Annotated in this window: 26 protein-coding genes and 2 pseudogenes; 12 read left to right on the top strand and 16 right to left on the bottom strand. The window is 42.2% G+C overall.

Annotation, left to right across the window (positions count from 1 at the left end):
* Positions 1 to 132 precede the first annotated feature (132 nt).
* The 6 genes from rfaD to NL644_RS16885 all read left to right on the top strand — a co-directional run bounded on the left by rfaD (position 133) and on the right by NL644_RS16885 (position 6,391).
* A complete protein-coding gene (gene rfaD, locus NL644_RS16910; RefSeq protein WP_253658649.1) occupies positions 133 to 1,074 on the top strand; it encodes an ADP-glyceromanno-heptose 6-epimerase in 942 nt (313 codons plus the stop codon).
* 127 nt (positions 1,075 to 1,201) lie between these two features.
* On the top strand, positions 1,202 to 2,191 hold the full coding sequence (lpxM, locus tag NL644_RS16905) for a lauroyl-Kdo(2)-lipid IV(A) myristoyltransferase (protein WP_114323062.1): 990 nt from the start codon (positions 1,202 to 1,204) through the stop codon (positions 2,189 to 2,191).
* On the top strand, positions 2,188 to 3,246 hold the full coding sequence (gene waaF, locus NL644_RS16900) for a lipopolysaccharide heptosyltransferase II (protein ID WP_114323061.1): 1,059 nt from the start codon (positions 2,188 to 2,190) through the stop codon (positions 3,244 to 3,246). Before lpxM ends, waaF begins: the two co-directional genes overlap by 4 nt.
* Positions 3,240 to 4,508, top strand: a complete 1,269-nt coding sequence (waaA, locus tag NL644_RS16895) for a lipid IV(A) 3-deoxy-D-manno-octulosonic acid transferase (protein WP_114323060.1) — start codon at positions 3,240 to 3,242, stop codon at positions 4,506 to 4,508. The genes waaF and waaA overlap by 7 nt, the downstream gene beginning before the upstream one ends.
* Positions 4,509 to 4,513: 5 nt before the next feature.
* Positions 4,514 to 5,236 (top strand): glycosyltransferase family 25 protein, encoded by a 723-nt coding sequence (locus tag NL644_RS16890; RefSeq protein WP_253658648.1) that lies wholly within the window; start codon positions 4,514 to 4,516, stop codon positions 5,234 to 5,236.
* A 51-nt stretch (positions 5,237 to 5,287) separates the two neighbouring features.
* Positions 5,288 to 6,391, top strand: coding sequence for a glycosyltransferase (locus tag NL644_RS16885; RefSeq protein ID WP_114323059.1), 1,104 nt, complete (start codon positions 5,288 to 5,290; stop codon positions 6,389 to 6,391).
* A gap of 62 nt (positions 6,392 to 6,453) precedes the next feature.
* On the opposite strand, the gene NL644_RS16880 is transcribed toward NL644_RS16885, so the two are convergent.
* From NL644_RS16880 to NL644_RS16860, 5 genes are all read right to left on the bottom strand, one after another.
* On the bottom strand, positions 6,454 to 6,804 hold the full coding sequence (locus NL644_RS16880) for a DapH/DapD/GlmU-related protein (RefSeq protein WP_253658647.1): 351 nt from the start codon (positions 6,802 to 6,804) through the stop codon (positions 6,454 to 6,456).
* Positions 6,805 to 7,041: 237 nt separating this feature from the next.
* Positions 7,042 to 7,986 (bottom strand): glycosyltransferase, encoded by a 945-nt coding sequence (locus tag NL644_RS16875; protein ID WP_114323057.1) that lies wholly within the window; start codon positions 7,984 to 7,986, stop codon positions 7,042 to 7,044.
* Positions 7,987 to 8,128: 142 nt separating this feature from the next.
* Positions 8,129 to 9,187: a dTDP-glucose 4,6-dehydratase gene (gene rfbB, locus NL644_RS16870; RefSeq protein WP_114323056.1), complete on the bottom strand. Its 1,059-nt coding sequence runs from the start codon at positions 9,185 to 9,187 to the stop codon at positions 8,129 to 8,131.
* Between the two features lie 104 nt (positions 9,188 to 9,291).
* A complete protein-coding gene (locus NL644_RS16865) occupies positions 9,292 to 10,002 on the bottom strand; it encodes a 3-deoxy-D-manno-octulosonic acid kinase (protein WP_114323055.1) in 711 nt (236 codons plus the stop codon).
* An 11-nt stretch (positions 10,003 to 10,013) separates the two neighbouring features.
* Positions 10,014 to 10,421: a diacylglycerol kinase gene (locus NL644_RS16860; protein ID WP_114323054.1), complete on the bottom strand. Its 408-nt coding sequence runs from the start codon at positions 10,419 to 10,421 to the stop codon at positions 10,014 to 10,016.
* A 107-nt stretch (positions 10,422 to 10,528) separates the two neighbouring features.
* Between NL644_RS16860 and NL644_RS16855 the strand changes: the two genes are divergently transcribed.
* From NL644_RS16855 to NL644_RS16835, 5 genes are read left to right on the top strand one after another with little or no spacing between them, the layout of a single operon-like run.
* Positions 10,529 to 11,584, top strand: a complete 1,056-nt coding sequence (locus NL644_RS16855; RefSeq protein WP_048624640.1) for a glycosyltransferase family 9 protein — start codon at positions 10,529 to 10,531, stop codon at positions 11,582 to 11,584.
* 35 nt (positions 11,585 to 11,619) lie between these two features.
* On the top strand, positions 11,620 to 12,402 hold the full coding sequence (locus NL644_RS16850; protein WP_114323181.1) for a glycosyltransferase family 2 protein: 783 nt from the start codon (positions 11,620 to 11,622) through the stop codon (positions 12,400 to 12,402).
* Between the two features lies 1 nt (position 12,403).
* On the top strand, positions 12,404 to 13,435 hold the full coding sequence (locus NL644_RS16845; protein ID WP_114323053.1) for a glycosyltransferase family 4 protein: 1,032 nt from the start codon (positions 12,404 to 12,406) through the stop codon (positions 13,433 to 13,435).
* Positions 13,432 to 13,911, top strand: a complete 480-nt coding sequence (coaD, locus tag NL644_RS16840) for a pantetheine-phosphate adenylyltransferase (RefSeq protein WP_074191918.1) — start codon at positions 13,432 to 13,434, stop codon at positions 13,909 to 13,911. The genes NL644_RS16845 and coaD overlap by 4 nt, the downstream gene beginning before the upstream one ends.
* The gene (locus NL644_RS16835) at positions 13,908 to 14,831 is read left to right on the top strand and encodes a glycosyl transferase family 90 (protein WP_114323052.1); all 924 of its coding nucleotides are present in this window, start codon (positions 13,908 to 13,910) and stop codon (positions 14,829 to 14,831) included. Before coaD ends, NL644_RS16835 begins: the two co-directional genes overlap by 4 nt.
* 18 nt (positions 14,832 to 14,849) lie before the next feature.
* Here the strand turns inward: NL644_RS16835 and mutM are convergent, their stop codons facing one another.
* From mutM to NL644_RS16810, 5 genes and pseudogenes are all read right to left on the bottom strand, one after another.
* Positions 14,850 to 15,659 carry a bifunctional DNA-formamidopyrimidine glycosylase/DNA-(apurinic or apyrimidinic site) lyase gene (gene mutM / locus NL644_RS16830; protein WP_114323051.1) on the bottom strand — a complete coding sequence of 270 codons (810 nt, stop codon included), beginning with the start codon at positions 15,657 to 15,659 and terminating at the stop codon, positions 14,850 to 14,852.
* A gap of 102 nt (positions 15,660 to 15,761) precedes the next feature.
* The gene (locus NL644_RS16825; protein WP_181869497.1) at positions 15,762 to 16,238 is read right to left on the bottom strand and encodes a hypothetical protein; all 477 of its coding nucleotides are present in this window, start codon (positions 16,236 to 16,238) and stop codon (positions 15,762 to 15,764) included.
* 275 nt (positions 16,239 to 16,513) lie between these two features.
* A complete protein-coding gene (gene rpmG / locus NL644_RS16820) occupies positions 16,514 to 16,684 on the bottom strand; it encodes a 50S ribosomal protein L33 (RefSeq protein WP_004410866.1) in 171 nt (56 codons plus the stop codon).
* 13 nt (positions 16,685 to 16,697) lie between these two features.
* Positions 16,698 to 16,934, bottom strand: coding sequence for a 50S ribosomal protein L28 (rpmB, locus tag NL644_RS16815; protein WP_005384783.1), 237 nt, complete (start codon positions 16,932 to 16,934; stop codon positions 16,698 to 16,700).
* 302 nt (positions 16,935 to 17,236) lie between these two features.
* Positions 17,237 to 17,518 (bottom strand): annotated as a pseudogene (locus NL644_RS16810) (JAB domain-containing protein); the annotation flags it as partial.
* Between the two features lie 182 nt (positions 17,519 to 17,700).
* Here NL644_RS16810 and NL644_RS16805 point away from each other — a divergent pair.
* A complete protein-coding gene (locus NL644_RS16805; RefSeq protein ID WP_253658646.1) occupies positions 17,701 to 18,153 on the top strand; it encodes a tetratricopeptide repeat protein in 453 nt (150 codons plus the stop codon).
* Positions 18,154 to 18,410: 257 nt separating this feature from the next.
* Here NL644_RS16805 and NL644_RS16800 read toward each other — a convergent pair whose 3' ends face one another.
* The 6 genes and pseudogenes from NL644_RS16800 to radC all read right to left on the bottom strand — a co-directional run.
* Positions 18,411 to 19,787: a GGDEF domain-containing protein gene (locus NL644_RS16800; protein ID WP_253658645.1), complete on the bottom strand. Its 1,377-nt coding sequence runs from the start codon at positions 19,785 to 19,787 to the stop codon at positions 18,411 to 18,413.
* Between the two features lie 282 nt (positions 19,788 to 20,069).
* On the bottom strand, positions 20,070 to 20,528 hold the full coding sequence (locus NL644_RS16795; protein ID WP_031815842.1) for a hypothetical protein: 459 nt from the start codon (positions 20,526 to 20,528) through the stop codon (positions 20,070 to 20,072).
* A complete protein-coding gene (locus NL644_RS16790; RefSeq protein WP_031815841.1) occupies positions 20,525 to 22,510 on the bottom strand; it encodes a hypothetical protein in 1,986 nt (661 codons plus the stop codon). The genes NL644_RS16795 and NL644_RS16790 overlap by 4 nt, the downstream gene beginning before the upstream one ends.
* A gap of 4 nt (positions 22,511 to 22,514) precedes the next feature.
* Positions 22,515 to 24,377, bottom strand: a complete 1,863-nt coding sequence (locus NL644_RS16785; protein WP_031815840.1) for a hypothetical protein — start codon at positions 24,375 to 24,377, stop codon at positions 22,515 to 22,517.
* Positions 24,374 to 25,969, bottom strand: coding sequence for a site-specific integrase (locus NL644_RS16780; RefSeq protein WP_253658643.1), 1,596 nt, complete (start codon positions 25,967 to 25,969; stop codon positions 24,374 to 24,376). The genes NL644_RS16785 and NL644_RS16780 overlap by 4 nt, the downstream gene beginning before the upstream one ends.
* Before the next feature lie 92 nt (positions 25,970 to 26,061).
* Positions 26,062 to 26,577 (bottom strand): annotated as a pseudogene (gene radC / locus NL644_RS16775) (DNA repair protein RadC); the annotation flags it as partial.
* Positions 26,578 to 26,661 lie beyond the last annotated feature (84 nt).

Here is a 26,661-nt window from a genome sequence, read left to right as displayed (position 1 = left end):
AGCTGCGGCTCCCTTTTCATATCCAGATACTGAGTCATAGAAGACTAAAACCTATCTTCCTGCTTCCAATAGCGCTACTTTTCGTTTCTTGCTAGAATTCCTGAGAAAATTTTAATCTATGGTGGAAGTTCTATGATCATCGTAACTGGTGGCGCTGGCATGATCGGCAGCAACATTGTTAAAGCACTAAACGAAGCTGGTATTAACGACATCCTGGTTGTCGACAACCTAAAAAATGGTAAAAAGTTTAAGAACTTAGTTGATCTGGACATCACAGATTACATGGATCGTGACGACTTTCTGACCCAAATCATGGCGGGCGATGATTTTGGTCCGATTGAGGCAATTTTCCACGAAGGTGCTTGTTCTGCAACGACCGAGTGGGATGGTAAGTACATGATGCTAAACAACTACGAGTACTCTAAAGAGCTGCTTCATTACTGTTTAGATCGCGAGATTCCATTCCTATACGCTTCTTCAGCAGCCACTTACGGCGATACAGATACTTTCGTTGAAGAACGCGAATACGAAGGCGCACTGAATGTATACGGTTACTCGAAACAGCAGTTTGATAACTACGTTCGTCGCCTATGGCAAGACGCTGAAGAACATGGTGAGACCCTTTCTCAAATCACCGGCTTCCGCTACTTCAACGTATATGGCCCACGAGAAGACCACAAAGGTAGCATGGCATCAGTTGCGTTCCACCTAAACAACCAACTTAACGCAGGTGAAAATCCTAAACTGTTCGCGGGCAGCGAATCATTCAAACGCGACTTCGTTTACGTTGGTGATGTCTGTAAAGTAAACCTGTGGTTCTTAGAAAACGGCGTATCAGGCATTTTTAACTGTGGTACTGGCCGTGCTGAATCTTTTGAAGAGGTAGCAAAAGCAGTTATCAAGCATCATGGCAAAGGCCAAATTGAAACCATCCCATTCCCTGAGCACCTAAAAGGCGCTTACCAAGAATTCACACAAGCGGATCTGACCAAACTGCGCACCGCAGGCTGTGATGTTGTATTCAAGACAGTTGCAGAAGGCGTTGCCGAATACTTGACTATCCAAAACAGTTAAGCACCACAAGGTGGCAGAACCATAACCTGCCACCTTTACTCAAGTGCAATAGCCTGTATCATTCCTAACTATCTTTTTTCTCATTTAAACCACTTCGCCCGTACACGAATAGGTAACTAGACACGCCATGACCATAAAACGTGATGACTTCGACCCTAAAGCATATAACCCTGAGTTTAAGCGCCACTTTCTGTCGCCTAAGTACTGGGGCACGTGGTTAGGTGTTCTCTTATTTTTACCTTTATCATTAATGCCACTGGGTTTACAAAAGTGGTTGGCGAAAACCATAGCCCAAAAACTGTCGAAATCCAACAAAGGGCCAGCTCACCGAGCGAGGGTTAACTTTGAGCTGTGTTTTCCAGAAAAGTCGTTCCAAGAACGTGAAGCTTTAATAGAAAAAACACTCTACACAGCAGCCATGTTCTTTTTTCGCTTCGGGTTACTAAGTTTACGCTCACCAAAGTGGCTTCAGAACCGTTGCCAAATTCGTGGCCTAGACATTTTACGACAGCACATTGATAACAACGAAAATGTGATTTTAATGGTTCCCCACTCTTGGGCTATTGATGTGCCTGCTATCTTGCTCGCTTCAATGGGAATGCCAGTTTCTGCAATGGCGAAAAAGCAAAAGAATGATGTTGCCGACTGGCTGATGCACAAGCAAAGAGTTCAATACGGTGGCCGTGTTTATGAACGCTCAGGTGGCATTAAGCCTTTTCTGAAATCCATTCGAGATGGCTATGTAGGGTATTATCTACCCGATCAAGATCACGGCCCAGAGCATAGTGTGTTCGTAGATTTCTTTGCTACACGTAAAGCAACGCTACCTGGTTTAGGCAAAATAGCGAAACTATCACGCTCAAAAGTACTGCCTCTATTTGCGTCGATGAACACTGAAGATGGTACGTTCGATATTGAGATTTTACCGGCGTTTGAGCTGGATAAAGGCGAAGAGCAAGACGCTCGTACCTGTAATGAAGCCATTGAATATTTTGTCGGTGATAAGCCCGAACAATATATGTGGGTACTGCAGTTGCTGCACTCTCAAGAAGACGGCAATAACTATTACAATATCTTTAAGCCTAGATATGATACTGATTGGCAAGTAAATAAATGAAAAAGATTTTAATTATTGGCCCTGCGTGGGTCGGCGATATGGTAATGTCGCAATCGTTATATATCGTATTAAAGCAACTCCATCCAGATAGCCAAATTGACGTTATCGCTCCAGGATGGTGTAAACCGATTCTTGAGCGTATGCCAGAAATCCACCAAGCTATTGAAATGCCTATCGGTCATGGTGAATTTAACCTATTAGGCCGCAGGGAAATTGGTAAATCATTACGTGAAAAGCAATATGACCACGCCTATATCTTGCCTAAGTCAGCGAAATCAGCACTGATCCCATGGTTTGCCAACATTCCTCTTCGTACTGGCTGGAAGGGAGAAATGCGCTATGGTTTATTGAATGACTTACGCCCCAACATGAAGTCTTTTCAATACATGGTAGAACGCTATGTAGCATTAGCTTATCCAAAAGCAGAGATGGTGGACTCCAACTCCCTTGGCGGGCTTGAAACCTTGCCCCGCCCACGCCTTGCAATCAACGCGGCTGAGCAACAAGCCACGCTCAAAAAGTTCAACTTAACGCAAGACCAACCAATCATTGGACTGTGCCCAGGAGCAGAGTTTGGTCCTGCCAAAAAATGGCCTGAAACACACTACGCTGAAGTTGCGACGCAAATGGCTCGATCTGGGCATCAAATCTGGTTGTTTGGTTCTCAAAAAGACTTAGAGACTTGTAACAATATCCGCGCACTTGTCCCGACGCAATTCCATGAGAACATTCATGTTCTAGCAGGCCAAACCAGCTTAATTGAAGCGGTCGATCTACTTGCTGCATGCAAGGCTGTTGTCGCGAATGACTCAGGCTTAATGCATGTGGCTGCTGCGGTTGGTTGTAATGTTGTTGCCGTGTATGGCTCAACTTCACCGAAGTACACCCCCCCACTCGCAGAAAAAGTGGAGATTGTTCATACCGATATTGATTGTCGCCCTTGTTTCCAGCGTGAATGTCAATACAAACACCTTAAGTGCTTGACAGAACTTTCGCCTAAGCAAGTGCTAGATAGTATCCAAAAACTTGACGCCATTACGATAAGCTCATGTTAGTTCGTATTGTTTATACCTTACTACTCGCTCTAGCATCACCGCTGCTTTTATTTGGTTTGTACAAGAGCAAACCGAATAAGCCTAAGTTCGGCTCTCGCTGGAGAGAGCACTTTGGCATAACTCCCAAGCTAAAAAGCAACGACAAACCTATTTGGATACATGCCGTATCTGTTGGTGAAAGCATAGCAGCAACACCTTTAATCAAAGCCCTTAAGGAACAAAACCCCGAACAATCTATTCTAGTTACTACAACAACAAGTACCGGAGCTGAACAGATTGCTAAGTTGGGTGATTTAGTTGAACACCGCTATATGCCAATTGACTTTGGGTTCGCTATCAAAGGTTTTCTTAAAGCAGTGCAACCAAAACAGATGTTGATCATTGAGACTGAGCTGTGGCCAAACACGCTTCACAATGTTCACAAAGCGGGTATCCCTATAACTGTCGTGAATGCGCGCCTATCTGAAAAATCGTGTAAGAACTACGCCAAAATACAGCGGCTTTTTAACCAACTTCATCCATGCCTAACTCAAGTACTCTGCCAAACAGCTTCAGATGCCGAGCGCTTTGAACGCTTAGGCGTCGAGAAAAAGAAACTATCCGTTACCGGTTCTATTAAGTTCGATATTCAAATATCAGAGCAAGTGAAACAGCAAGGACAGCAGCTTCGAGCCCAGCTTGGAGACGATCGTCCGATTTGGATTGCCGCTAGCACCCACAAAGGCGAGGACGAACAGGTATTAGATGCACATAGACAAGTTTTAAAATCTCATCCAAATGCTTTACTCGTTTTGGTTCCTCGCCATCCAGAACGATTTGATGATGTATTCACGCTTTGCCAACAGCAAGGCTTTAACACTGTGCGTCGTACTTCAACGCATGCAGTAGAGACAAATACTCAAGTATATCTCGGCGATACTATGGGTGAGATGCTAACTTTGATGGGTGCAGCAGACATCTGCTTTATGGGTGGCAGTCTAATCGGAGATAAAGTCGGTGGGCACAATGTTTTAGAGCCTGCCGCTTTAGGCATACCTGTTGTTAGCGGTTCAACTTACTATAACTTCACAGAAATCGTGAAAGCAATGGACCACCAAGAAGCAATCATGCTCATCGAGAACAGCCAGCAGCTTTCTTTGTTCATCACCTCGCTACTCCGTGACGATAACCACCGTTTTGCTCTAAGTAAAAAAACAACCGCGTTTGTTGCCGGTAACGCGGGAGCTTTGAACAGGACTCTAAAAGGGATAGAAGAGCACTAATAACCATGACCATGAAAACATACGTAATAAATCTCAAAGAATCCGTTGAGCGTCGGGAACATATGACCCAAGTGCTGTCATCTATTAACTTTGAGTTTTTTGATGCCGAAAACGTCAAGAAAGATCCGAACCACTTTATATACACCCTTTACGATGCGCAAAAAACGCGCAAGTACAAAGGCTATCAGCTAACCGTTCCTGAGTTAGGTTGCTGGGCAAGCCATATTTCTCTTTGGCGACATTGTGTAAAAGTACAAGAACCGATTTTAATTCTTGAAGATAATATTGAACTACTTGGTCACCTGCATGAGCAGCTGGAAAACATAGAAAAACTTACAGAGCAATATGGCCTGGTGAAGCTTGGTAATATTTTTGAGAGAAAACAAGTAGATATAGTCAAGATAGATGAAAAATACAAACTAATAGCAAATCTTAAAGGTGCTTGTGGGACGTCAGCTTACGCTATAACGCCCACAACTGCAGAAAGATATCTCAAACAGATCGATGGTTTTTTCGAACCGGTTGATGACTTCATGGATAATGAATGGCGAACAAATCAAACCATTTACAGTTACTTTCCTCCTTTAGTATCACGCAGCAATACGGCTTCGACTATAGGTAAGAGAAAAGTTAAATCAAATATAAGCTGGATAAATAAAATATATATTGAGTGGTACAGAGTTTTCAAACAATGGAAACAGAAAGAATATAATCAACGAGCCAAATAATTTCAACATATACGTTTTTCACTTTAATATTTTATTCGTTATGGAACGGTTATGAGAAAAAAAACCATCATATCTATCATGCCACACTTAAAAGGCGGTGGTGTTGAAAAAGTGGTGTGCCAATTAAGCGATGGCTTGAGTCAATATGATGATTGTGATGTACATATCATTACAATCAAACCATACGAAAGCCTTATACCAATTTCAAGCAGTGTTAAGGTACACCATGTAAACACAACAATTAGAAACTCTTTAAACCTTCGAATTAGCGAAAAGTCAAAATCAAAACTGATTGTTGATTATATTAAAAACAACATAACCACGTCTGAGCCAGAACTGATACTATGTCATCAAGATACAGTATCAAAGATCATGAGGCACAGTGAGTTTAGTAATACTTTTCATGTCATTCACAGCACTCTATCCCACGATAAGCTTAGCAACTCAACGGGATTAAAGCGTTTACTTAGAAGAAATAAACTGCACTCTCTGTACAAAAATTTAAATGTTATCTGTGTATCAAAAGGGGTTGAAGAAGACTTAAAAACAAACTTTAAGCTAACCAACACAAGTGTGATCTATAATGCGGTATACCAACATAAGCTTGAGCGTTCCGCACAGGAACCCACTCAATTGCCAAGTAAAAAATACTTCATCAATGTGGGCAACTTTAGTCGTGCAAAACGACAAGATCGTTTAGTACGCGCATACTTGGAAGCAAACATCACTGACGTAGATTTGGTTCTACTCGGTGAGTATTCGCACCGGACCAATGAAATACACGAACTGATGGCGCAGATGGAAAATGCCGATAAGCGAATCCACATGCCCGGATTTGTGAGCAACCCTTATCCATGGATAGCAAACTCGAGTGGTTTTATCCTATCATCAGATTATGAGGGGCTACCGACAGTATTATTAGAATCCATCGCCTTAGGAACGCCGGTGATTTCAACCGATTGTAATAGCGGCCCCAGAGAGATCTTCGGAGAAAATTTTAAACACTGCCTCAGTGAAGTAAGCACATCAAGTCTGAGAGATAAAATCATTGAGCTTTATAACTCTCCCAAGGATTTTACCATCCCGCTACGAGAAGAATTTTCTCTTAATTTTATGAGCCGCCAATACTATAAACTAATTAAACAACACCGCTAATCAATATTAAGAGTTTCTATTATGGGGGCATTTGCCCTCACTATTTTGTTCTTTTCAACATTCTATGATATCAAACAACCAGCGCCAATAACACTGTTATCTCCGATCTCAACGCCTTGCAGAATAGTCACATTTGCACCAATGAAAACATTTCGACCGATTATGATTGGCTTACATGTGTAATCTGATGTCTTTCTTTTATCAGGAGAAAGTGGATGAAAATTACTCCCCAAACACATAAAACCGGGACCAATTAATGTTTCATCACCTATATGTATAGAGGATTTATCGGCAATAACGGCACTACCATTGTTAATCATCACATTTCGACCGATTTCAATAGTACTTTCTTCGCCTCGGGCTTCTATATATACTTCTGAGTGTCGCAGTTGTGGAGACGTGTCATAACCCAAACAGACACCATCACCAATACTAACCCTTCCTTTACCCAAAATCTTGACAGGCTGACTAATAGAAATATCCCCCAGAATGTCTGTCTGACCTTCCCTAAATAACGTATAAAATAAAAACTTTCTCCGGTATATACATAAAGCTAACTTTCTGTATTTAGCTATTATTTTTTATAATTAGATATCTCATACCAACATTACCACCTAAAGCTCAATAACAGAAGTAACTAGCAATCCCGTTCAACAACTAGAATTTCTGAAATACTTCTTTACTCTTCTATTAAATTTAAACAACCTACTTAACTTAACACCTCGGGAAAAGTAAGCCTTCCATGCTTGAGCTTTACTATCAAATTCTCCACTAAAGAGATCTCTTAATATTTTCACAAACAGATATTTTTCATCTAGAGCTTTCACTACCTCTGTATTTCCTACAGCCTTGGCATCTTTTATATTCATCCGTAAATCAATTAGCTCTCTTTCATACATCACTTTCCATTTATTGATGAATTCTTCTTTTGTTCTTTGTTTTAAGGCACTAATTCCAACATCATATCGATAGTCAATTAATGACTCCATTAACTTAATGCTTTTTCCTTTTAATCGACTTCTTAAGATAAAAACGCGATCCTCGTTGATAACTTTTTTATCAATTTCAGGAAAATCATTAAACAATGATGAGTCAATCGCTGCGGTACAGCCTGCAGGTAAAACTTGACGCTCGATAATTGATTGATAAGAGCCATCAAACACTTCACCTTCATCTCTGCCAGAAACAAAATTGCCATGTTCATCAATCTTGTCAAACTGCGACAAAATAAGCTTAACATCTCTCTGCTCTTTCCACGCCTGATATTGTTTTGCAAGTCGTTGTGGCTTAGACATATCATCACCAGCCTGAACAACTATCAGCGTGTCATTAAACATTCCCTTCAATTTATTAAATTGAGAGACGAGGCCGACATTAAATTCATTTTTAATAAACTCGATATTAAGCCCTTCTGGCTTTTCCAAGAGTGTTTTTTCGATCACTACCTCAGTATCATCGGGTGAACAATCATCAAAAATATACAGTTTTTTAGGCCAAACCGTCTGATTAAATATAGATTTAATAGCGCCTTCAATATATGCAGATTGCTTATAGCAAAATATTGCGACAATCATATCGTCAATAATTTTATTCATTGTAATTTCTCTAGTACAAATTTACTCTTAGATACACATAAAAATTTTAAATTCCATTCACCTAAAAACAACAACTTTTATATAGATAATCAGCTATCACCTTCGATATAGTAATAGCTGATAAACATGAAGAAGTGATATTTTAAACTCCCAATCGCTCAAAACTGTAAGAACCATCTAATACGCGTTGCCACCATTGAGAGTTATTTAGGTACCATTCCACGGTTTTGCGAATGCCGCTTTCAAACGTTTCTTCTGGTGCCCAGTTAAGCTCTTGAGCAATCTTGGTGGCATCAATTGCGTATCGCACATCATGACCAGGGCGATCTTTGACATAAGTGATTAAAGACTCATAAGACTCAACGCCTACTGGTTTTTCTGGTCGCAACTCTTCAAGTAGTGCACAAATGGTTTTCACTACCTCAATGTTTGCTTTTTCGTTATGACCACCGATGTTGTAGGTCTCACCGACTTCACCTTCGTTGACCACTTTGTACAGCGCGCGAGCATGGTCTTCCACAAACAACCAGTCTCGGATTTGCATGCCATTGCCATACACAGGCAACGGCTTGCCATCGAGGGCATTCAAAATCATCAGAGGGATCAACTTCTCTGGGAAGTGGTACGGGCCATAGTTGTTGGAGCAATTGGTGATAAGTGTTGGTAAACCATAAGTACGTTGCCAAGCACGAACCAAGTGATCGCTCGAAGCTTTAGATGCTGAATATGGGCTGCTCGGCGCGTATGAGGTGGTTTCGGTGAACAAATCATCCGTCCCCTCTAAATCGCCATACACTTCATCCGTAGAGATATGATGGAAACGGAACGCCGATTTTCTCGCGTCCTCTAGGCCAGACCAATATTGACGCGCCGCTTCAAGCAGATGGTAAGTACCCATGACGTTGGTCTCAATAAAAGCAGCAGGACCATCAATAGAGCGATCGACATGAGATTCGGCGGCCAAATGCATCACCATATCGGGTTGATGCTCTGAAAACACGCGATCTAGTTCAGCTCGGTCACAGATATCTACTTGTTCAAAGTAGTAACGTTCACTCTCTGAGACATCAACTAATGATTCTAAATTCCCTGCGTAGGTCAGTTTATCTAAATTGATAACGGTATCTTGAGTGCCACGTATAATGTGTCGTACAACAGCAGAGCCAATGAACCCCGCTCCACCAGTTACTATAATTTTCATTACGTATATCGCCTTTGTTGATTTGTAAATCCACAATATATTATTGGGCTGTGTATATGGACGCGGTCTTGGAGTTTCGCATGGATAATCCTATTAAAGAAAAACTACGTCAAAGATATATAACTTTTATTTACATGACTAAAATCTGACTCTCGCCAAAGAATTTTTCGCACAAGCAATTCTTTTTTGAATGAGCGAAGAAGCCTTTCTAAGTTTTGCTTTTTCCATTCGCCGTGCTCTTGTTTGCGGCATTTATCAAAATCAAGAATCCACACTTTATCTTTGTCATCGATCAAGATGTTGTGGATATTCAGGTCAGTGTGATTAACGCCAGCGTTGTGCATCTTGGCAATTTCTTGCCCTATTTTCTGATATATTTCTGCGGATAAGGATTGTTCTTGCAAGATACTGACCAGATCTCTGGCGTTTGGGATTCGCTCACTTAATAAATCAGCTTGATAGAAGAGCCCTGACTTTACGGCTCTTGCTGCAATTGGACGAGGAACGTGCACCTCAGCCTCGATTAGCGCCAACAAAAGCTGAAACTCTTGCGCACAACGGGTGTTATCCCAGCCAGAGAACCAATAATGATCGTTAACCAACTTCCCAAACAAACCGCCACGACGGTAATGACGCAGTGCTGCTTGCATGTTCTCTAGTTGAATAAACCATGTCGTGCCTCGCCCCGTCGCACTGCCAACCACCTTGTCTAAGGACTGCCAGTATTCCGCATCAAATATCGGTTGGCTAGGGTCTGTAACGATCTCGTCATCAAACCAGATCATTTGGTTGTTGTTTTGATACTGTTGAGTCACGCGCTTACCCTCTAGCCGAAATATCGGCTGGCTAATATATACAACCAAGTAAATCCGGAGAACGCCAATGCAACCATAACGGCAGCAGAGCCTATGTCTTTAGCTCGACCACTGAGTTCATGCCGCTCAATACCGATACGATCCACTACCGCCTCAATCGCTGAGTTTACAAGCTCTACAATCAAGACTAACACCACGACCCCGATCATTAAGATACGCTCAATCATGCCGACATCCACTAGCCAAGCCAAAATCACAGCGATACTCAACAGAGCCAACTCTTGTCGAATGGCAGCTTCATGCTTAAAAGCCGCTTTTAATCCTTGGATCGAATAACCCGTCGCTTTAACGATGCGCTTTAGCCCGGTATTACCCGGTTTGCCAGATTCTTGCGATTGATGCGGTGTTGTCTTTGACATTGCAGAACACTTATCAGTACTTAGCTATATTCGAGCCGTGTATTTTACATTTATTGGGGATGTCTGCATAATTTACCTGCCTCTATTCATCGAATCAGACAATAATTATGTTCACTTCTGCCCCATCGTCACTATGCGTCTTGCGTTTGTCCGCTATTGGAGACGTTTGCAATACTATCGCCACCATTCAAGCTATTCAGAAACACTGGCCTTCGACCCAGATTACTTGGATAACGGGTAAACTTGAAGCCCAGTTATTAGCCGCCATCGATGGTGTAGAAGTGATTGTTTTTGATAAAAAAGCGGGACTTGATGGCTACAAATCGCTTTGGCGACAGCTGAAAGGCAGAGAGTTTGATGCGCTATTGCATATGCAGTACGCGATTCGAGCGAGTGTCGCGACGTTGGGCATTAAAGCAAAATACAAACTTGGTTTCTCTTCTGATAGAAGCCAAGATTTTCAGACGCTATTTACCAATGTCAAAGTGCCTTCCCCGCAATCTCTGCATGTCGCAGATGGCTTAATGGCCTTTGCCCATCAAATTGGGGTACCAAAGGCAGAACTAGACTGGGTACTTTCTTATTCAGACCACGACCAAGCTTGGGCAGAGTCTCATATTTCTCGTAGTAAACCTAACCTGCTGATTGTGCCTGGTGCGAGCAAAGCTTATAAAAACTGGAACGCGGAAGGTTATGTGGATGTGATTCATCACGCCAGAGCAAAAGGCTGGAACGTGATTCTGGCAGGCAGCCCTGCTCAGGTAGAATTGGACCTGGCAGAGGCCATTCAATCTCGCTTGGAAGAACCGTGTCTAAATTTAGTTGGACAAAGTTCAATTCTGCAAATGCTTGCGTTAATAGATAAGGTTGAAATGGTCATCGCCCCCGATACCGGACCAGCACACATGGCAAATGCCATGAAAACGCCAATCATCGGGCTCTATGCACACCATAATCCGCTTCGAGTGGGACCTTACCGCTACCTAAAATACGTTGTCTCGGTTTATGAAGAAACGATCTTTGCGGAAACAGGCAAAAACAGTCACGAGTTAAGCTGGCGAACTCGCGCTAAAGATGAAACGGCAATGAACCGCATTACTAACACTCAAGTAATGAGCATGTTCGATCAAGTCTTAGAAGATTTGTATCCTCAATACCAGTAAACTTACTGTCTTGATTTGTTAAGAAGGAAATGACCTTGTCCAAACCAACCTTAGCCGTTGCCTTAATCGTAAAAAATGAAGAGAAGCACTTAAAAGCTTGTCTAGACACTGTGAGAGATTGGGTCGATGAGATTGTCATCCTAGATTCTGGCAGTACGGATAATACTGAATCCATCGCAAGGCAATACACAGATAAGTTTTACTCTAACTTAGACTGGCAGGGGTTTGGCAAACAGCGCCAACTTGCTCAAACTTATATCGAGTCCGATTTCGTTCTTTGGCTAGATGCTGATGAGCGCGTAACTGACGAACTGCGTCAAGACATACTGAATGCTATCAGTCAGCACAAAGACAAAAACGTCTACCAAATTAATCGTCTAACCACTGCCTTTGCCAAAGAAATTCGTCACTCTGGCTGGTCTCCTGACTGGGTAGTCCGTTTGTATAAAACTTCACAAACTCAATACAACGATGCATTGGTGCACGAAAGCGTGGTCATTCCAAATGGATTTAACATCGTGTCATTGAACGGGCGTCTCAAGCACTTTACCTACGAAAGGCTAGGTGAATATACCCGCAAGACTCAATTGTATATGCAGTCTTGGGCTGACCAAAGAGAAGGAAAAAAAACCGCTTCTCTACTTAGTGCATTTACGCACGGTTTTTTTCGATTCTTTAAAATGTATATCATCAAGCGTGGCTTCTTAGATGGACGACACGGATTTTTGCTAGCCGTGTTAAGCGCAAACACCACTTTTACCCGTTATGCCGATCTGTGGCTGCGTGACTACGTGAAAAAACACAATAAAGAGCAATAATATGAATATTTGCCATGTGAATTTGGCTTCTGGCTACCATGGAGGAGAAAACCAAACCCTTCAACTCATCCAGCAACAAGTCAAATTGGGTTATAACCTTACGGTAGTCGCTAACCCTAAAAGCCCTTTTGCCGATGCCATCCGTAAACTGAACGTTAAGCTAGTACTGGCGACTCACTTTACCAAGGCACACTCTAAAGCTGTAACTCAAAATTGTTCAATCATTCATGTTCATGAAGGACGCGCAATTTATTGGGCTCTCATTCAGCACATGCTTTATGGTAAGCCTTATATCGTCACGCGCCGTATAGATAACCCTCTAAAGAAAAAGTGGCTGGCAAATTTAGCCTACACGAAAGCGAGTGCTGTAGTTGGCTTAAGCACAGCCATTGTTCAGAGAGTCAAAGACGCTTACCCAACGTCTGCCACTTACAAAATACCAAGCTCCCCAGTGGTATACTCTATAGATAAACAAGCAGTTAAAGCCCTAAGAGAGCGCTTTACGGGTAAGTTTTTGGTGATTCATGCCGCAAACATGCTCAAACATAAAGGCTTCAATGTCACTATCGAAGCGGCAAGGCTACTAAAAGACATTGCGCCCTCTGTTCACATCTGTTTATTGGGCGATGGTCCAGAGCGACAAACGCTTGAAGCACAAGCAGAAAGTCTGACTAACATTAGCTTTGAAGGTAAACAGAACAACATGGGTGATTGGTTTGCAGCGGCAGACTTACAAGTACACCCATCGTATACCGAAGGGCTTGGTTCTGTCATTTTGGAAGGTATGGGCTCTGGTTTACCTGTTATTGGTACCAACGCAGGAGGCATTCCTGACATCATCGACCACAACTCAAATGGATTACTGGTTGAGCCAGGTAATTCACAAGAACTGGCAGATGCAATAGTAAAGGTTTCCCAAGATGATGAATTGAAGCAACACTTCATCGCTCAGGGGCAAGAGAAATTGAAATTGTTTGATATCAACTACACTGCTAATCAATACGTAGACATTTACGAGACAGTTTTACGATGAAAAAAGTCATATACCCAGGTACTTTCGATCCAATCACAAATGGTCACCTTGATATCATCACTCGTGCCGCAGACATGTTTGATCAAATTGTTATTGGTGTCGCGGCAAGCCCTTCTAAAAATACGCTTTTTAGCCTAGAAGAACGCGTAAAACTGGTTGAAGAATCAACAGCACATTTAAGTAATGTATCGACAGCCGGTTTTAGTGGTCTACTTGTTGATTTTGCCAGAGAGCAAGAAGCAAACGTATTGGTACGCGGCCTGAGAACAACGGTAGACTTTGAATACGAGTTCGGCCTTACCAGCATGTATCGCAAACTGTTGCCAGGAATGGAAAGCGTGTTCCTTACTCCAGCCGACGAATACGCCTTCCTTTCTTCCACTATTGTTCGTGAAGTTGCCATTCATGGTGGAGATGTGAAGCAATTTGTACCTGAATGTGTTTATATCGCTATCAATACAAAGGTAGCACAATGAGTTTCAGGAAATTTAAGTATTACGCTTCAAATGGTCTGCAAGTCTTAGTACCTAACTCCATTAGAAGTAAATCAGCTCGTCGTCTTATCGATAAATACCCGATGGATTCCTATATCCAAGAGCGAGTAGACTACTACAACAAGGTTAACGAGTCATTTGAACTTCCTGAAAACGAGTCGACACGTGTTGGCGGCTACAAAAAGACAGGCGGTACAACATACTACTTCGACCTACACAAAGTAGTTAAGTCCTTCCCAGCTCAATACTTTTTCCAGTTTTTGAACGGTGATATTCGTTATGTACCAGAATACCCATGCTTTCTTAAAAGTCGACCGATTGGGGAAGACAATCAAAACTCCGTCTTACTAAAGTTAAATGAGATTCGTCACTTCCAGTTTGTTACTGATAAACAGTCATTTAGAAGCAAGAAAAACATGGCGGCTTGGCGTGGTGTTGGATACCAGCCACACCGTAAAAAAGTGATTGAGCAGTTCTATAACCACCCTCAATGTAACATTGGTCAGACACAGCCAGTCAACGGCGATCCTTGGGAAAAAGGATTTATGTCGATTGAAGAACAGCTTAATTACAAGTTTTTGCTCGCCATCGAAGGCAATGATGTTGCGACTAACCTCAAGTGGGCGATGTCTTCAAACTCACTGGTAATAATGTCCAAGCCTAGGTATGAGACTTGGTTTATGGAAGGCCGCTTGCAAGCAGGTGTTCACTATGTAGAGGTGAAAGCCGATTACTCTGATTTGATAGAGAAAATGGAATACTATATCGCTCATCCTGAAGAGGCAGAAGCCATCATCCATAATGCGCACGAATGGGTAGAACAGTTTAAAAACCCTCAGCGAGAAAAATTAATCTCTCTATTAGTGGCAAAGAAGTACTTTGAAAAATCAGGGCAAATGTAATTTGCCCTAATCCATATTTCACTTCTGACACTCACTACAAAAGAAGGTATTACGCTGCCCTATTTTTAGCTCTTGAAGTCGTTCGCCGCACTCTGGGCATGGCTCTCCGGCTTTTCCGTAAACTAATAACTCTTGTGCAAAGTAACCCGGCTTTCCATCGGCTTGCGCAAAGTCTTTCAGCGTAGTCCCACCTTGCGTAATGGCAATCTCAAGTGTCATTTTGATATTTTCAACAAGTAACCCCCACTCTTGAGAAGTTAGCTTACCTGCAGGCCTTGAAGGGTGAATTCGAGATTTAAACAACGACTCATTCGCGTAGATGTTCCCGACACCAACCACGACTTTGTTGTCCATGATGAACTGCTTGACGGCGACACGCTTATTTTTAGCTTTCTCCGCTACATATTCCGCATTGAACTCTTCAGTTAAAGGCTCAGGCCCCATGTTTGCTAGTACAGCATGTGACTCGCCAGGAGCACACCACAGCCATGCCCCAAAACGACGCGGATCGTTATAACGCAGTATTTTTCCACTGCTTAGTTTGAGATCTACATGATCGTGCTTTGCTGGCGGAAAGTCGGCATCTAGGACACGTAAAGACCCAGACATGCCCAAGTGAACAATGGCTGTACCTGTGTTTGTCTCGATCAGTAAGTATTTCGCACGACGGCTAATCGTACGGATCACCTGCCCTTCCAATTTTTTAAGCTCTATAGGAATATCCCAGCGCAATTTAGGCGTTCGAAAAGTAAACGACTGGATCGTTTGTCCAACCATGTGGGGGCTAATTCCCATACGACTGACTTCAACTTCTGGCAACTCAGGCATTAGATTCTCCAATTCACCGGCTAATAGTTCTCGCTGCTAGCATAATCGAAAAGAAAAACGATAAATAGGGAAGCTTATTAGGGGTATAGACGCAAAAAGGCTTTACTCTGGCATAAGGTAGTTTTCATCGACGGAGATAGCGACCCATTTGTCTTGCCAGGTTTTAAATAGCCAAAAAGCAGGTAAACGAAAGAAAGTTACCCGCTGCGGCTCTTCGAGATCCTGATACCAAACTTCTACCGTTTCAGGTATCGTCAGGTTAGGTTTTAAATGATCGAACTGTTCCGAGGTAAGCTCGGTCCCTTCCAATGATTGCCAGCGTGATACAAGTTCACTGATCGGTGCATCGACTTTGACGTTAGATTGCCACCGTCCATCATGCAGTTCGAACTCCCAGCCACTATAGTACAAAGACTCCACCGTATAATCGGAGCGAAGTACATTTGGGTAGGGGTCTGCTTGGTCTGTTAATAGGTAAGTTTTGATCCACATCGGCGCATTTAAGATCACTATAAACGCGATAATGCCCAGAATAAGAATATTGTTCCATCGGCGGCGACGAGCCGGACTCACACGCATAACCATCTCTACTCTCTTATAGTTATGAGTAAACTACCAAAGAGTATTGAGCTTGACTAGAACAACGGTGTGCAAGTGTGTAGGGAAGTGGTAACTAAGCGGCAGAGAGCGATCAATCAAAAAATTCGAGTATAGAGTCGGACCAGTAAAATAACTTCAGCAGTACTTTATAATCCGATGACGTACTGAACCTTTTCTTCAGCACTTTTATTCAGGTAATAAAAAACCCAACTCGAAAGTTGGGTTTTTCAATTCATCAAAGAGACTGAAACCAATTATTTGATTTTTGCTTCTTTGTACATAACGTGCTGGCGAACTACTGGATCAAACTTTTTGATCTCAAATTTGCCTGGCATGTTACGCTTGTTCTTATCAGTTGTGTAGAAGTGGCCTGTACCTGCTGAAGATACTAGACGGATTTTCTCACGAACGCCTTTCTTTGCCATTGCTTATTTCCTCTTAAACGTTTTCGCCACGTGCACGCATGTCTGCAAGAACAGTATCAATACCTTTCTTGTCGATGATGCGCATACCTTTAGCAGATAGACGTAGTTTAACAAAACGTTTTTCGCTCTCTACCCAGAAACGATGAGTTTGTAGGTTCGGCAGAAAACGACGCTTAGTAGCATTTCGTGCGTGTGAACGGTTGTTACCCGTTACTGGACGCTTACCAGTTACTTGGCATACTCGTGACATGAATGTCTTCTCCAAAATCGTTTCAGCTCGATATCAACCTTGGTGGCCGAACCTCTCTATCTCTCGAAAAGAAGTTAGAGGTTAAGAACCGCTATGGAAAATCCATACAAGGCTATCAAAGGTCGCGCATTATACTAACTTGATATGCATTGCTCAAGACCCGAACAGATCCTTTTTACAGGTTTTCGTGATCTTTTTTTAGACAGCAGATTTTTTTAGCAGTCCAAGCTGAATTCAGTTAAAAATTTAGTGGCGTGGATGATAGCAGATTTTTAGCAACTAACAACCTAAAAAACGCACAGTTATATCCAGCCTCTTTCAGCAAAAGAGACACTTTCCCCATCTCCGATGACGAAATGGTCCAAAATACGAATATCCACCAATGCTAATGCGTCGGTGAGACGCCTTGTAATCCTTCTGTCAGCTTGGCTCGGCTCAGCGACGCCTGAAGGATGATTGTGCGCTAGCAAGAATTAATTTTCGTTTTTATGAATCATGAGAGAATGCAGTAGTAGCAATGGATTTACAACTTTCTCAACAAAAAGCACTTTCTCTAAGTAACACTTGAGAAAATCATCCAAAAATTCTCAGCTATCTCATTCAAACAAAGTACCAACATTTTACTGATAGTCGGTACTTTACTATACGGAAAGTTGCTAATGGAGGATTGGCAAAGGCGCAATTGGATCTTTGCATGATGTATATACATGGCCATGGCGTTAATATAAATCGTAAAGAGGCTTTCCAATGGTGACTTAAATCGGCAATGCAGGGGAATGCGCTGGCTATGGTGCAAGTTGGAGTAATGTATTTAGCAGGTAAGGATATAGAGCAAAGCGATGAAAAGGCATTTACTTGGTTGATGAATGCGGCTAACAAAGGTGTTGCACAAGCTCAATACAATATTGGGAACTACTACCTTGAAGGTATTTACCTAGAGCAAGATTACGAAAAAGCATTTTCGTGGTTTAGAAAAGCAGCTTTACAAGGCGACCCCTACGCTCAGTATAATCTCGGGCTAATGTATATTGAAGGGTTGTATGCTAAACAAAATCTTCCTGAAGGGTATGCGTGGTGGGCAATCTCATCTGATGCTCTCGACTTGGCTAAAACAAACTCGCAAGATTTATGGGGTAAATTATCCATAATGAACAGATTGAAAGCCATGTGGCGCATTAGGAAATTAAAAGAGCAACTTGCTAAGTCCCAACTTCCTTAAACACATAACAGGTATAAGGAAATGTAAGTCACAGACCTACTTTGATAAAGTGCCGACCAAACTAGCTAGAACACATTTCGGGGCAGCTTCGAGTTGCGCTGCCCGCTTAGTGCTTGTGAACTATGAATGTGCGTACTGTGAAGGCTCTGGACAAAGCGTGTTTGATGATTTGCTAAGTTAGCATTTGAAACATTAACCGTGTCTATATAATTGCAAAATAGCATTCAGCGTAACTAGATTAGAACAATTGGGATGCATCACGTTCCGAATTGGCATTTATTGATCGCCTCTCCAATACAGACTTGATTGCGACCATTTTCTTTTGCTGTATACAAAGCCTTGTCAGCCAGTTTGAAAACCTCATCAGCACTATTAGCTTGAGATAAACTTGAACAGCCAATTGATACCGAAATGTGTGTGTGTGAAGTCACTTCCAAGATAGGGCTTAAATTTTTTTCACACACTTTTTTTCTAAGCTTCTCCGCTATCTGGGCTGCTTTATGTAGTTCGCATTGTAATAACACTACGACAAATTCCTCACCACCGTAACGATATACAGCATCTGTAGTACGTATATTAGCCTTTAAGGTCTGAGCAACCGTTTTAAGCACGTTATCACCAACCAAATGACCATATGTGTCATTAAATGTCTTAAAATGATCGACATCTATCAATAAAACTGAAATTTCTTTTTTTTGCTCTGGACGGTTGTTTACAAGAAGGCTCATATCTTTATCTAAGGCCATTCTATTATTTACATTCGTTAGCCTGTCCGTAATGGCGCTGACAGAAAGCTCTTCTTCTAATGTTCTCCGTTGCTTGTCATACCGCTCGTATGACACCGCACTTACTAACATAATGAGAATGAAACAAAAACATACTGAAACAACATATAGAGCAATCGCCTTTTCTTGTTCTTGTATATGAGTGATGGTGTACCCACCAACTAAGAATATCCCCCCACCTACAATCAATTGCCAACGAACAATACGGGCACCAAAAGTAGGAGCAAGCAATGCGTGTACAATGCCTTTGTTAGACTCTAAGCATATGGTTGAAATACTCAGCACCATTCCTAATACAGTCGTTGTAGGTGACATTTGGCCATGAAAATTATCAACGTTATAGAGGTATCCGACCACCGATAGTAGTGGTAAAAAAATGGAGAAAATCGCTATTACTTGTGTGAGGTAGCAAAACCGTTGCCTTAACATGAAAACCAATGCAATGAAGATGGAGCTAAGCATATATGTGGTGTTACTACCCATTTTCATGGGTGAAGACATGCTTAGTAAGTGGGAAAAAGTAGCATTCAGGCTAAGGACTTCATCGATAATGTTGTTTCCCGTCAATTCTTGCTGAAGACGTGTAACCAAACAAATACCAACAAAGACTAATAAAAATCCAGCCCATTTAGTCAAAGTTCTTATTAAAACACCAGTTAGTGACAACACTAGGAGCATTATAGTGGTCAAGGGATGAGTCGCGGGTCCATTGGCGACGGGACGATAAATCCATTCCACCCCAAAAAAGTAAGAAAGGATAAGTAAAGAACAAACCAGCAATACACAACCGTACCCAATAATACTGAGCTTCAACGCTTTGCTAATGAGATTCTGTTTTTTGGACTGCATGTTTAGTCGCTCGTTGAGTGAAAGCTGCATTTTAAGTAGCTTAGTTTAATAATCAGCCCGAAGTATGCAACTAGAAGGTTCATATCAATGTCATGTTTCGCTCATTCTGAAATGAATTTATGAGTCTCATTTACAACTCAATAAAGATGATTATGGCATTAGGAAAAGTAAGTCCGAAGAACGACTGGCGGAATTATTTAAGGAACAAGCTCTGACAAACTATGGGGCAGAAACGAGTTACGAGCCAACCTACCCCAATTGCACTTTAAGCATAAGGGGGGGTTATTTGATTGGCGTCACTACCGAATTTTCATCTAATAGCTCTTGTTGAAGGTCAAACACCCTGAAACGGAGCCTAGCATTTTCAGCTTCTAACTGCTTTCTTGCCTCAATTGCATTGTTTCGTTGAACCCTGTACTTGTTTTTCAAATCATTGGCTTTTTTCAAATCGTGTTTTAGCCTATCAAGCACAGATAAAGGGGCATCTAGCTCAATATCTAAACCTGTTGTCATTGCTTTGTCACGGTTGAGGTTGTATTCCTCGATAACAGGTTTAGCATAGTCCACAAACTCTTTAAACTTATGGACATAACTATTGCCAAGCTGGGCTTCATTATTAATGCGGTTCAACGTGAGTTTACCCGTGGCTTTAACATGAAGCGGCTTGCCATCTAACAAGCGCTGGAATGCATTGACTAGCACTCCCTCGGTCTTGTTGGTCGCCTTATACTCTACTTTCATGACCATACCGCCTTAATATCATCTTTGAAGCTATCAAATGGGATGCTGTGTTTAACCAATGTTGGCTCAATAGACACAATTTTCTTCTTTCTGGCATCCAGAATCAATTCATTGGCATAATCACCCATGTCATTTATTGCTCGGAATGAAGCAATGAGGTTATCCCGTTCCCTCGATAAACTTTTCGCCGCTTTATCAGTGATTACCTTATGATCACAAGGGGCTTCAACAATATCCATCAGGGAACAAAGACGTTCACAATTACGGTTGGTGCAGTAGCCACCTGTAGGCAGCAATACAATGGATTTTTCACCCGCCCTTACCAAAGAGAGCAATTCACCTCGGGACATAATTATTTCTTCACCCTGTGCCAGTCGCTCTGCTTTATTTTTAGCTATGCGTTCACCTTCTGCACCGCTTAAGGTAACGGATACATTGTAAATCTCATCCCATGCATCCACAGTAGATGCTTCAATAGCTGCATCAAACTCACTCATTAACCGAGTATCCATCAACAGTTGATTGGTACGCGCTAGTTCGGAGTAATTCGCATACCAGTTAGACATATTAGTATTGCGGTGTTTAAGCTGGTACTTTACTGTAAGTGCGTTCCCCAGACGTTTTTTCACCATAAAGACCACAAAACTTCGTCGTAAATCATGTGGACTAAGCCTTGGTAAACCGCCTCCGATTTTTAAGCTTCCTGCGCGTTCTGGATTCAAAAGGTCAAATTCTTCAACGTCTTCTTCGGTAGCATTAATGTTGAACGCTTTCAAATTTAATCCACACCCACCCCCACTATGAAAGCAGGCTTTTAGCGACACTTTATTAATGAGTGCTTCGCAGCCATAAGGGATCGAAGAAGAAACGAAGGCACTCTCTAAGTCTTGTTGCATTGCATTATATTTTTCTTTGGTTAACAGACCATTTTGGTAACCGTCATCCAGTCGCTCTAACCAATATTTTCTCGCGGCTTGCATGGAATCAAAAGCTAGCTCCAGTGCCAGCTTTGCAATAGGGGCAGTATTCCAAGTCGTATAAACTCTTTCACCCTTGTTTCCTTTTGTAGAAAACCCTGAGACCTTAGGTACAGCAGCCAGTGAGTTGTCATAACTCTCTTTGTTCATGGAGAGTAACTCTTCCTTTCGGGCAGCTGAGAATAACCCCACACAGATAAAGCACATCTTGAGCAATGTATTCAACCATGAGCCTCCCCTGTCAAATGAGAAATTAGGAATGGTTTTTCGTTCAGGCCATTGGCGTGTTATGCGAGACATCCTGTCAGTGAGTGCATTCATTTGTATACAGCTTAGGGCACTCACACGTAGCTTTTTAAGCTTAGCGTTGTGCATTTCATCTTGATAAGTGTAGAGCTTCTCCATGGCCGCGGAAATTTGATGGCGATAAGGGTGGTAGGTTTCTACAAACTCAACCACAGTTTTTAAAATACTGACATGAATAGCTTCAGGAAATGCGATTGCTTGACCGTTACCGGCATCAGGTTTAGCCCACTGAATATAGTCTCGCTTATAGACATAACGAGATACAAGACCCGCTTTATGCATTGCATTAATCACAGAGGCAAGATGACTACACGTTGTTTTACGCCCAACCCCATGTAATGTTTGTGTGAATTTTTTCCATTCTCGTTCGCTTGAAAGTAAGCTGAATTCACTTTTTCCCCAGCGTGTTGCGAGGGTGTTCAAACGAGCCCTAATATTTATTAACGAACCAACCGTTGCATGTGAATCAGAGCTTGATTCCCTCTTCTGCCACTGCATCAGTGCATAAAGGTAAGACTGAATATCTTGGCGGTACTTCTCATCAATATTGCCAAAAGAGATTATTTTTTTGTTCTGTTTTAGTGCGTAAAAGTCCCACTCTAGATCAAAGACACGTGACACTCCGTTCCCGTAAGAGTCAAACGTTACATACGGATTTTCGGCTAATTCGGGGCGGAGCTGTATAGGCTGTTCAGACATAAAATTATCCCTTAAAAAATTGGCTTGCGCTGGCTCTGTCTTGGTAAAGCGGGTGGTAATCGCCATCATCCACTTTTTGTTTTGCTTGAGCGTAGTTTTTAGGTGCTTTTTGTTTCAGCCTAAGAAGAACTTTTTTCAACATACCTTCTACAACGAAATACTCACCCTTAGGTACGGAATTACTCGCCACTATCTCTTTGAGGTCTTCAATTTGCTCCAAAAAAGACAACATCAACCAGATATCATTTTCTGAGGCCACCAATTGATGGCTGGCACAATCAAAGCAAGCAAGAAAATCCGAGCAACGGCCCGTATCTTTGGAAAAATCAATGCCCAACTGCTTCATGCGCCTCGCCTCAGCAACAAGCTTCTCTGGTGTTGCCCCCGCGCATTTGATACCACTGGGCGTTGTCATTAATGGCTGCTCTTTGCTTTCGCGGGTACGCAATTTCTTATAATCATAATCTGATAAAATATCGCTGCGCATCGCCTTGGCATCCTCAATGGCTTTACCAATCTCCTCTCCTTTGGCAACAGCGCTTAACGCACTAAACGTGGCATTGAGGTTATTATCATGGTCTGCTTGGACACCACTAGAGTACCGTTTAGCGACAACATTCACGGTATTATTCAGCCCCTGTGACACAAGGAAGATATCTTCAGTGACTCGCATCAGTACATCAGATTTTGTTGCCCTGAATCGACGTGCTGTAACCGTTAACCCCGTTATTTTCTCAAGTTGTGTATTGATATAGCTAAGATTTGTACCATGTGTGCCGAATGTCCAAATCTCACCACTAGCACTAAAGAAAGGGCAAAGCGGCAGTTCACTTGCAATCGGGATCCCCAGTGTTTGGAACATCAATTTAGACGTTTCTAGCCATCGGGTGAGCAGTTCTTTGGTTCTCTGGCTAAAGCCAGCGCTATTATCCAAATCCTTATAGCCAGCCCTGAATTTTTCACCGTCAAAAACAAACCGTCCACTACCAATACTTTTGAATGAAACATCCTTATGCTGCACGTTGGCGAGCACTGATTTGTTCATGCCTGTCAACATTGAGAGCACGAAAAACCAATTGCGTGATGCCTGGTTATAAAAAACCTGTCGATGAAGTCGCTCAAGTGAAAGTGAGCTGTCCTTTATTGTTCCAGGCACGGGGATCATGCACTTCTTGAAACCATATTTCTTATTTGCAGTTAGCGGTGGTGTCCATCCTTGGAGCTTCGCTTGCTCAGAAAAAAGCTCTTCATCAAAAAACGGATGAATATCTAGCAGACCATTTTTCTCAATTGCTTCCTGAAAGGCCAGCGCTCCCCTAACCAATATCTTGGATAATGGTTTCAGTTCTGTTTCTATATGGAACGCTTTATTCGTAGCAGAAGATCTATTTGCAACGTTCGGTAGCATCTTAACGTCGGCTTCTCGGTTCCACAGTTTTAATAACACTGACAAGCCGTCTTTAATCCGCATTGCTTCCGATATCTGCAAACCTTTTTCGCGTAATTTATTGAAGTGTTTAATGCTATCAGTCATGACTGCATTACTGAAAAGGTCACCGTTATAACCAATTCCGTCAAGATAACGGAAGTAACTAACAAGCCCAGAAAAGTAGTGCTGCTTCGTTATTTTGTGTGGTAATAAGCTTAGCCTTTGGTAAATTTCCCTGACAATATCATCCCGATTTGCTAACACCTCATTCCCTGATCTAATTTGCTTTACTGTCGGGACGTTACGATAGCGCAGGCGATAAATGTGAGATTTTATGCCATTACCAGTGTCTAAAACCATATCTTCAAAGTGAAGTGGGATAATTGGTGATCGGGTCTTCTCTATCGCAATTTTGGTACGCTTTCGTCCTTGAATCATAATGACCCCTCTAGATCATCAAAAGCGCCAATATAGTCCAGTACGTCCTCGTAGATTTCATCGGCGGAAGGTATATCTTGTGCTATTTTCAGGTATTCTATCGTCGTCGACCTATCTTCGTGACCAAGTAAGGTTGAAACCCTATCCAATGCCTCATCGGGTGTGATTAACGGGTTGCCATAGTCATCTTTTTTATTTAAAAGGTGACGGAAGATATTCACGGCAAACGTTGAGCGTAAATTATGTAGGGAGCCGACAATAGGATGGTCAAGACCTCGGGTTAGGTTTGCGGTGTTACGTATCTCCACCCAGCGCCCGGTAAAGTCTTGTAGCCGCGTAAACATCGGTTTCCCTGATTGAGTAATAAACAGGTATTCCAGTTTGGGGTTAATCGCATCATCTCCCTCAAAGAAATGCGTATTTCCTTCTTCTTTCTGCTCCTTGCACCATGCTTTGAATTTCTCCAGGCGCTTTTGATACCTGTCAGACTGAGAGTAATCGTAAAGCATCTTCATCAATATGGCGGGGATAATGGTAACCCGGCTTTTATTCTTCTCTGCGAAGCCCTCAGCCGTCTTTGTGAGTGATTGATACTTATCACCAACACCCAAATCCATCACAGGCTTTTTAAACACCTCTTTGCCGTCCTGAATTATAGTTTCGGGGTTAACTATCTGTCCTAAGTGAAGGCTTGCTGCTTCTTCTCTCCGCAATCCAGTATTACGGCAAATCATGGGGTGCAGACAGAACTCAATCGGCAATGAATGCAGTTTATTGTTGTCACCATGACGAACCACCCTGCGGGATTTCATTAATATGGTTTGCAGGATGTGCCATTCATTATTGGTAAACGGTTTTAAGTCACGGCGTAGATTACTGAGGTTTGTGCCGCCACTGCGAGATGATTTAGTAAACTTAATCCGCATATCCGTCGTGTGCACCTGCTTACGTTGGTATGCTTTCATACTGGATGCAGACGCCTCGAAATGAATATTCACTGTCTCAAACTGGAAAGGAGGGTTATTAAAGCGGATGCCCTGACGAAGGCAGTGTTTATAGAAACCAACGACACTGCTCATGTATTGCCTAGCCGTTGTTTTAGCCAATACTCCCTCAATAGCGAGTTGCTTGATTCCATCTCGATATTGGTAGGTTAATCGTTCCTGTTTATTGCGAGGAAAAGTATTCCACTCTGGGCGGGGGGCATCATAGAGAGGGTCAAAGTCCTCTTCGTTGTATTTAGCATCCCACTCTGCCTGTTTGTCTAATACAAAACTGAAGTAATGGGCAAGCCCCTGTGCATCTGTACCAAGCTCAAGGACGTCATCATCGATTGCTTTTGACAATAAGAACTCATTAACCATGTCTAATGGTTGGTAGCTTATTAGTTTGTCTTTATCGCCATACCCAGCGATGTGGAGTAAAGGGAGTTTCTTGACGGGGATCTTATTGCCATTGGCACGGTATATAACTTGGGGCTCTCCATTCTCATCAATGGATACCAGTGGTTTCTCGTAAACGAAGTTAAAGATAGTTGAAATTTCTATCTCTTTTCGTATGAGCTTCTTTTGATTTTTATCGTTACTAGACATACTAAATCCAATACTGTACATACGAAAAGAACATACAGAAATCTCAACTTTAAAAGTTAATTATGAAGATTTAGTTTATCAGGTAATTTTTGCGCTAGAATCAAAGCCGCCGCGTTATGATGCAGAGCACGCTTGACGACTTCTCTCGGATACACCGACGCGGCATCCAACGTTCCTTCAAATAAAATTTCATCTTTTATCACTCGGTGCTGGTTATCGAGAAAAAGAATATAAAAAGCCTCTCTTTGCCGATCCCTTAAAATAGAAGAAAGATATAACTTAGTTTGGTCGGGGCTGGTTAAGGCGTCACCACGCTTTAGCGTTTCCGCTAGATAGCGCTGCGTCATTTCTAGTACCGCTTGCAACTGAACATACTTGGCTTGTCCCAACCCTTTATGACGACAAAACTCTTGCTCTGATGCTGAAAATAGTTGTCTTAGCGAACCAAAGTCTTGAATAAGGAAGTCTGCAAGTTCAATTACGTTCATTCCGTGGGTGCCCGTGCGCAAGAAAATAGCCAGTAGCTCAGCATCGGTTAATGCTTGCGGTCCTCGTTGCAGCAGCTTCTCCCTGGGCATGGACTCAGTTGGCATAGCTTTCAGTATCATCTGATGTCTCTTTATATGGAAAGTGCCCCTATTCCACAAAACAAAAAGCGAAAGTCGAGTGTGACTTTCGCTTTCTTCGTACCA

The sequence above is a fragment of the Vibrio sp. Y10_XG_PY6 genome (assembly GCF_024181795.1).
Lineage (GTDB): Bacteria > Pseudomonadota > Gammaproteobacteria > Enterobacterales > Vibrionaceae > Vibrio > Vibrio diabolicus.
The sequence above is the reverse complement of the archived record's forward strand: the minus strand, read 5'-3'. Positions and strand labels throughout refer to the sequence as shown.

Coding starts and splice junctions, on each gene's coding strand:
- NL644_RS16885 (WP_114323059.1), top strand. CDS start 5,288: ATGAGAAAAAAAACCATCATATCTATCATGCCACACTTAAAAGGCGGT.
- NL644_RS16825 (WP_181869497.1), bottom strand. CDS start 16,238: ATGCGTGTGAGTCCGGCTCGTCGCCGCCGATGGAACAATATTCTTATT.
- waaA (WP_114323060.1), top strand. CDS start 3,240: ATGTTAGTTCGTATTGTTTATACCTTACTACTCGCTCTAGCATCACCG.
- NL644_RS16890 (WP_253658648.1), top strand. CDS start 4,514: ATGACCATGAAAACATACGTAATAAATCTCAAAGAATCCGTTGAGCGT.
- NL644_RS16795 (WP_031815842.1), bottom strand. CDS start 20,528: ATGAAAGTAGAGTATAAGGCGACCAACAAGACCGAGGGAGTGCTAGTC.
- lpxM (WP_114323062.1), top strand. CDS start 1,202: ATGACCATAAAACGTGATGACTTCGACCCTAAAGCATATAACCCTGAG.
- NL644_RS16785 (WP_031815840.1), bottom strand. CDS start 24,377: ATGATTCAAGGACGAAAGCGTACCAAAATTGCGATAGAGAAGACCCGA.
- NL644_RS16860 (WP_114323054.1), bottom strand. CDS start 10,421: ATGTCAAAGACAACACCGCATCAATCGCAAGAATCTGGCAAACCGGGT.
- NL644_RS16875 (WP_114323057.1), bottom strand. CDS start 7,986: ATGAATAAAATTATTGACGATATGATTGTCGCAATATTTTGCTATAAG.
- rpmB (WP_005384783.1), bottom strand. CDS start 16,934: ATGTCACGAGTATGCCAAGTAACTGGTAAGCGTCCAGTAACGGGTAAC.
- NL644_RS16790 (WP_031815841.1), bottom strand. CDS start 22,510: ATGTCTGAACAGCCTATACAGCTCCGCCCCGAATTAGCCGAAAATCCG.
- rpmG (WP_004410866.1), bottom strand. CDS start 16,684: ATGGCAAAGAAAGGCGTTCGTGAGAAAATCCGTCTAGTATCTTCAGCA.
- NL644_RS16835 (WP_114323052.1), top strand. CDS start 13,908: ATGAGTTTCAGGAAATTTAAGTATTACGCTTCAAATGGTCTGCAAGTC.
- rfbB (WP_114323056.1), bottom strand. CDS start 9,187: ATGAAAATTATAGTAACTGGTGGAGCGGGGTTCATTGGCTCTGCTGTT.
- NL644_RS16780 (WP_253658643.1), bottom strand. CDS start 25,969: ATGTCTAGTAACGATAAAAATCAAAAGAAGCTCATACGAAAAGAGATA.
- NL644_RS16805 (WP_253658646.1), top strand. CDS start 17,701: ATGCAGGGGAATGCGCTGGCTATGGTGCAAGTTGGAGTAATGTATTTA.
- NL644_RS16800 (WP_253658645.1), bottom strand. CDS start 19,787: ATGCAGTCCAAAAAACAGAATCTCATTAGCAAAGCGTTGAAGCTCAGT.
- coaD (WP_074191918.1), top strand. CDS start 13,432: ATGAAAAAAGTCATATACCCAGGTACTTTCGATCCAATCACAAATGGT.
- NL644_RS16845 (WP_114323053.1), top strand. CDS start 12,404: ATGAATATTTGCCATGTGAATTTGGCTTCTGGCTACCATGGAGGAGAA.
- mutM (WP_114323051.1), bottom strand. CDS start 15,659: ATGCCTGAGTTGCCAGAAGTTGAAGTCAGTCGTATGGGAATTAGCCCC.
- NL644_RS16855 (WP_048624640.1), top strand. CDS start 10,529: ATGTTCACTTCTGCCCCATCGTCACTATGCGTCTTGCGTTTGTCCGCT.
- rfaD (WP_253658649.1), top strand. CDS start 133: ATGATCATCGTAACTGGTGGCGCTGGCATGATCGGCAGCAACATTGTT.
- waaF (WP_114323061.1), top strand. CDS start 2,188: ATGAAAAAGATTTTAATTATTGGCCCTGCGTGGGTCGGCGATATGGTA.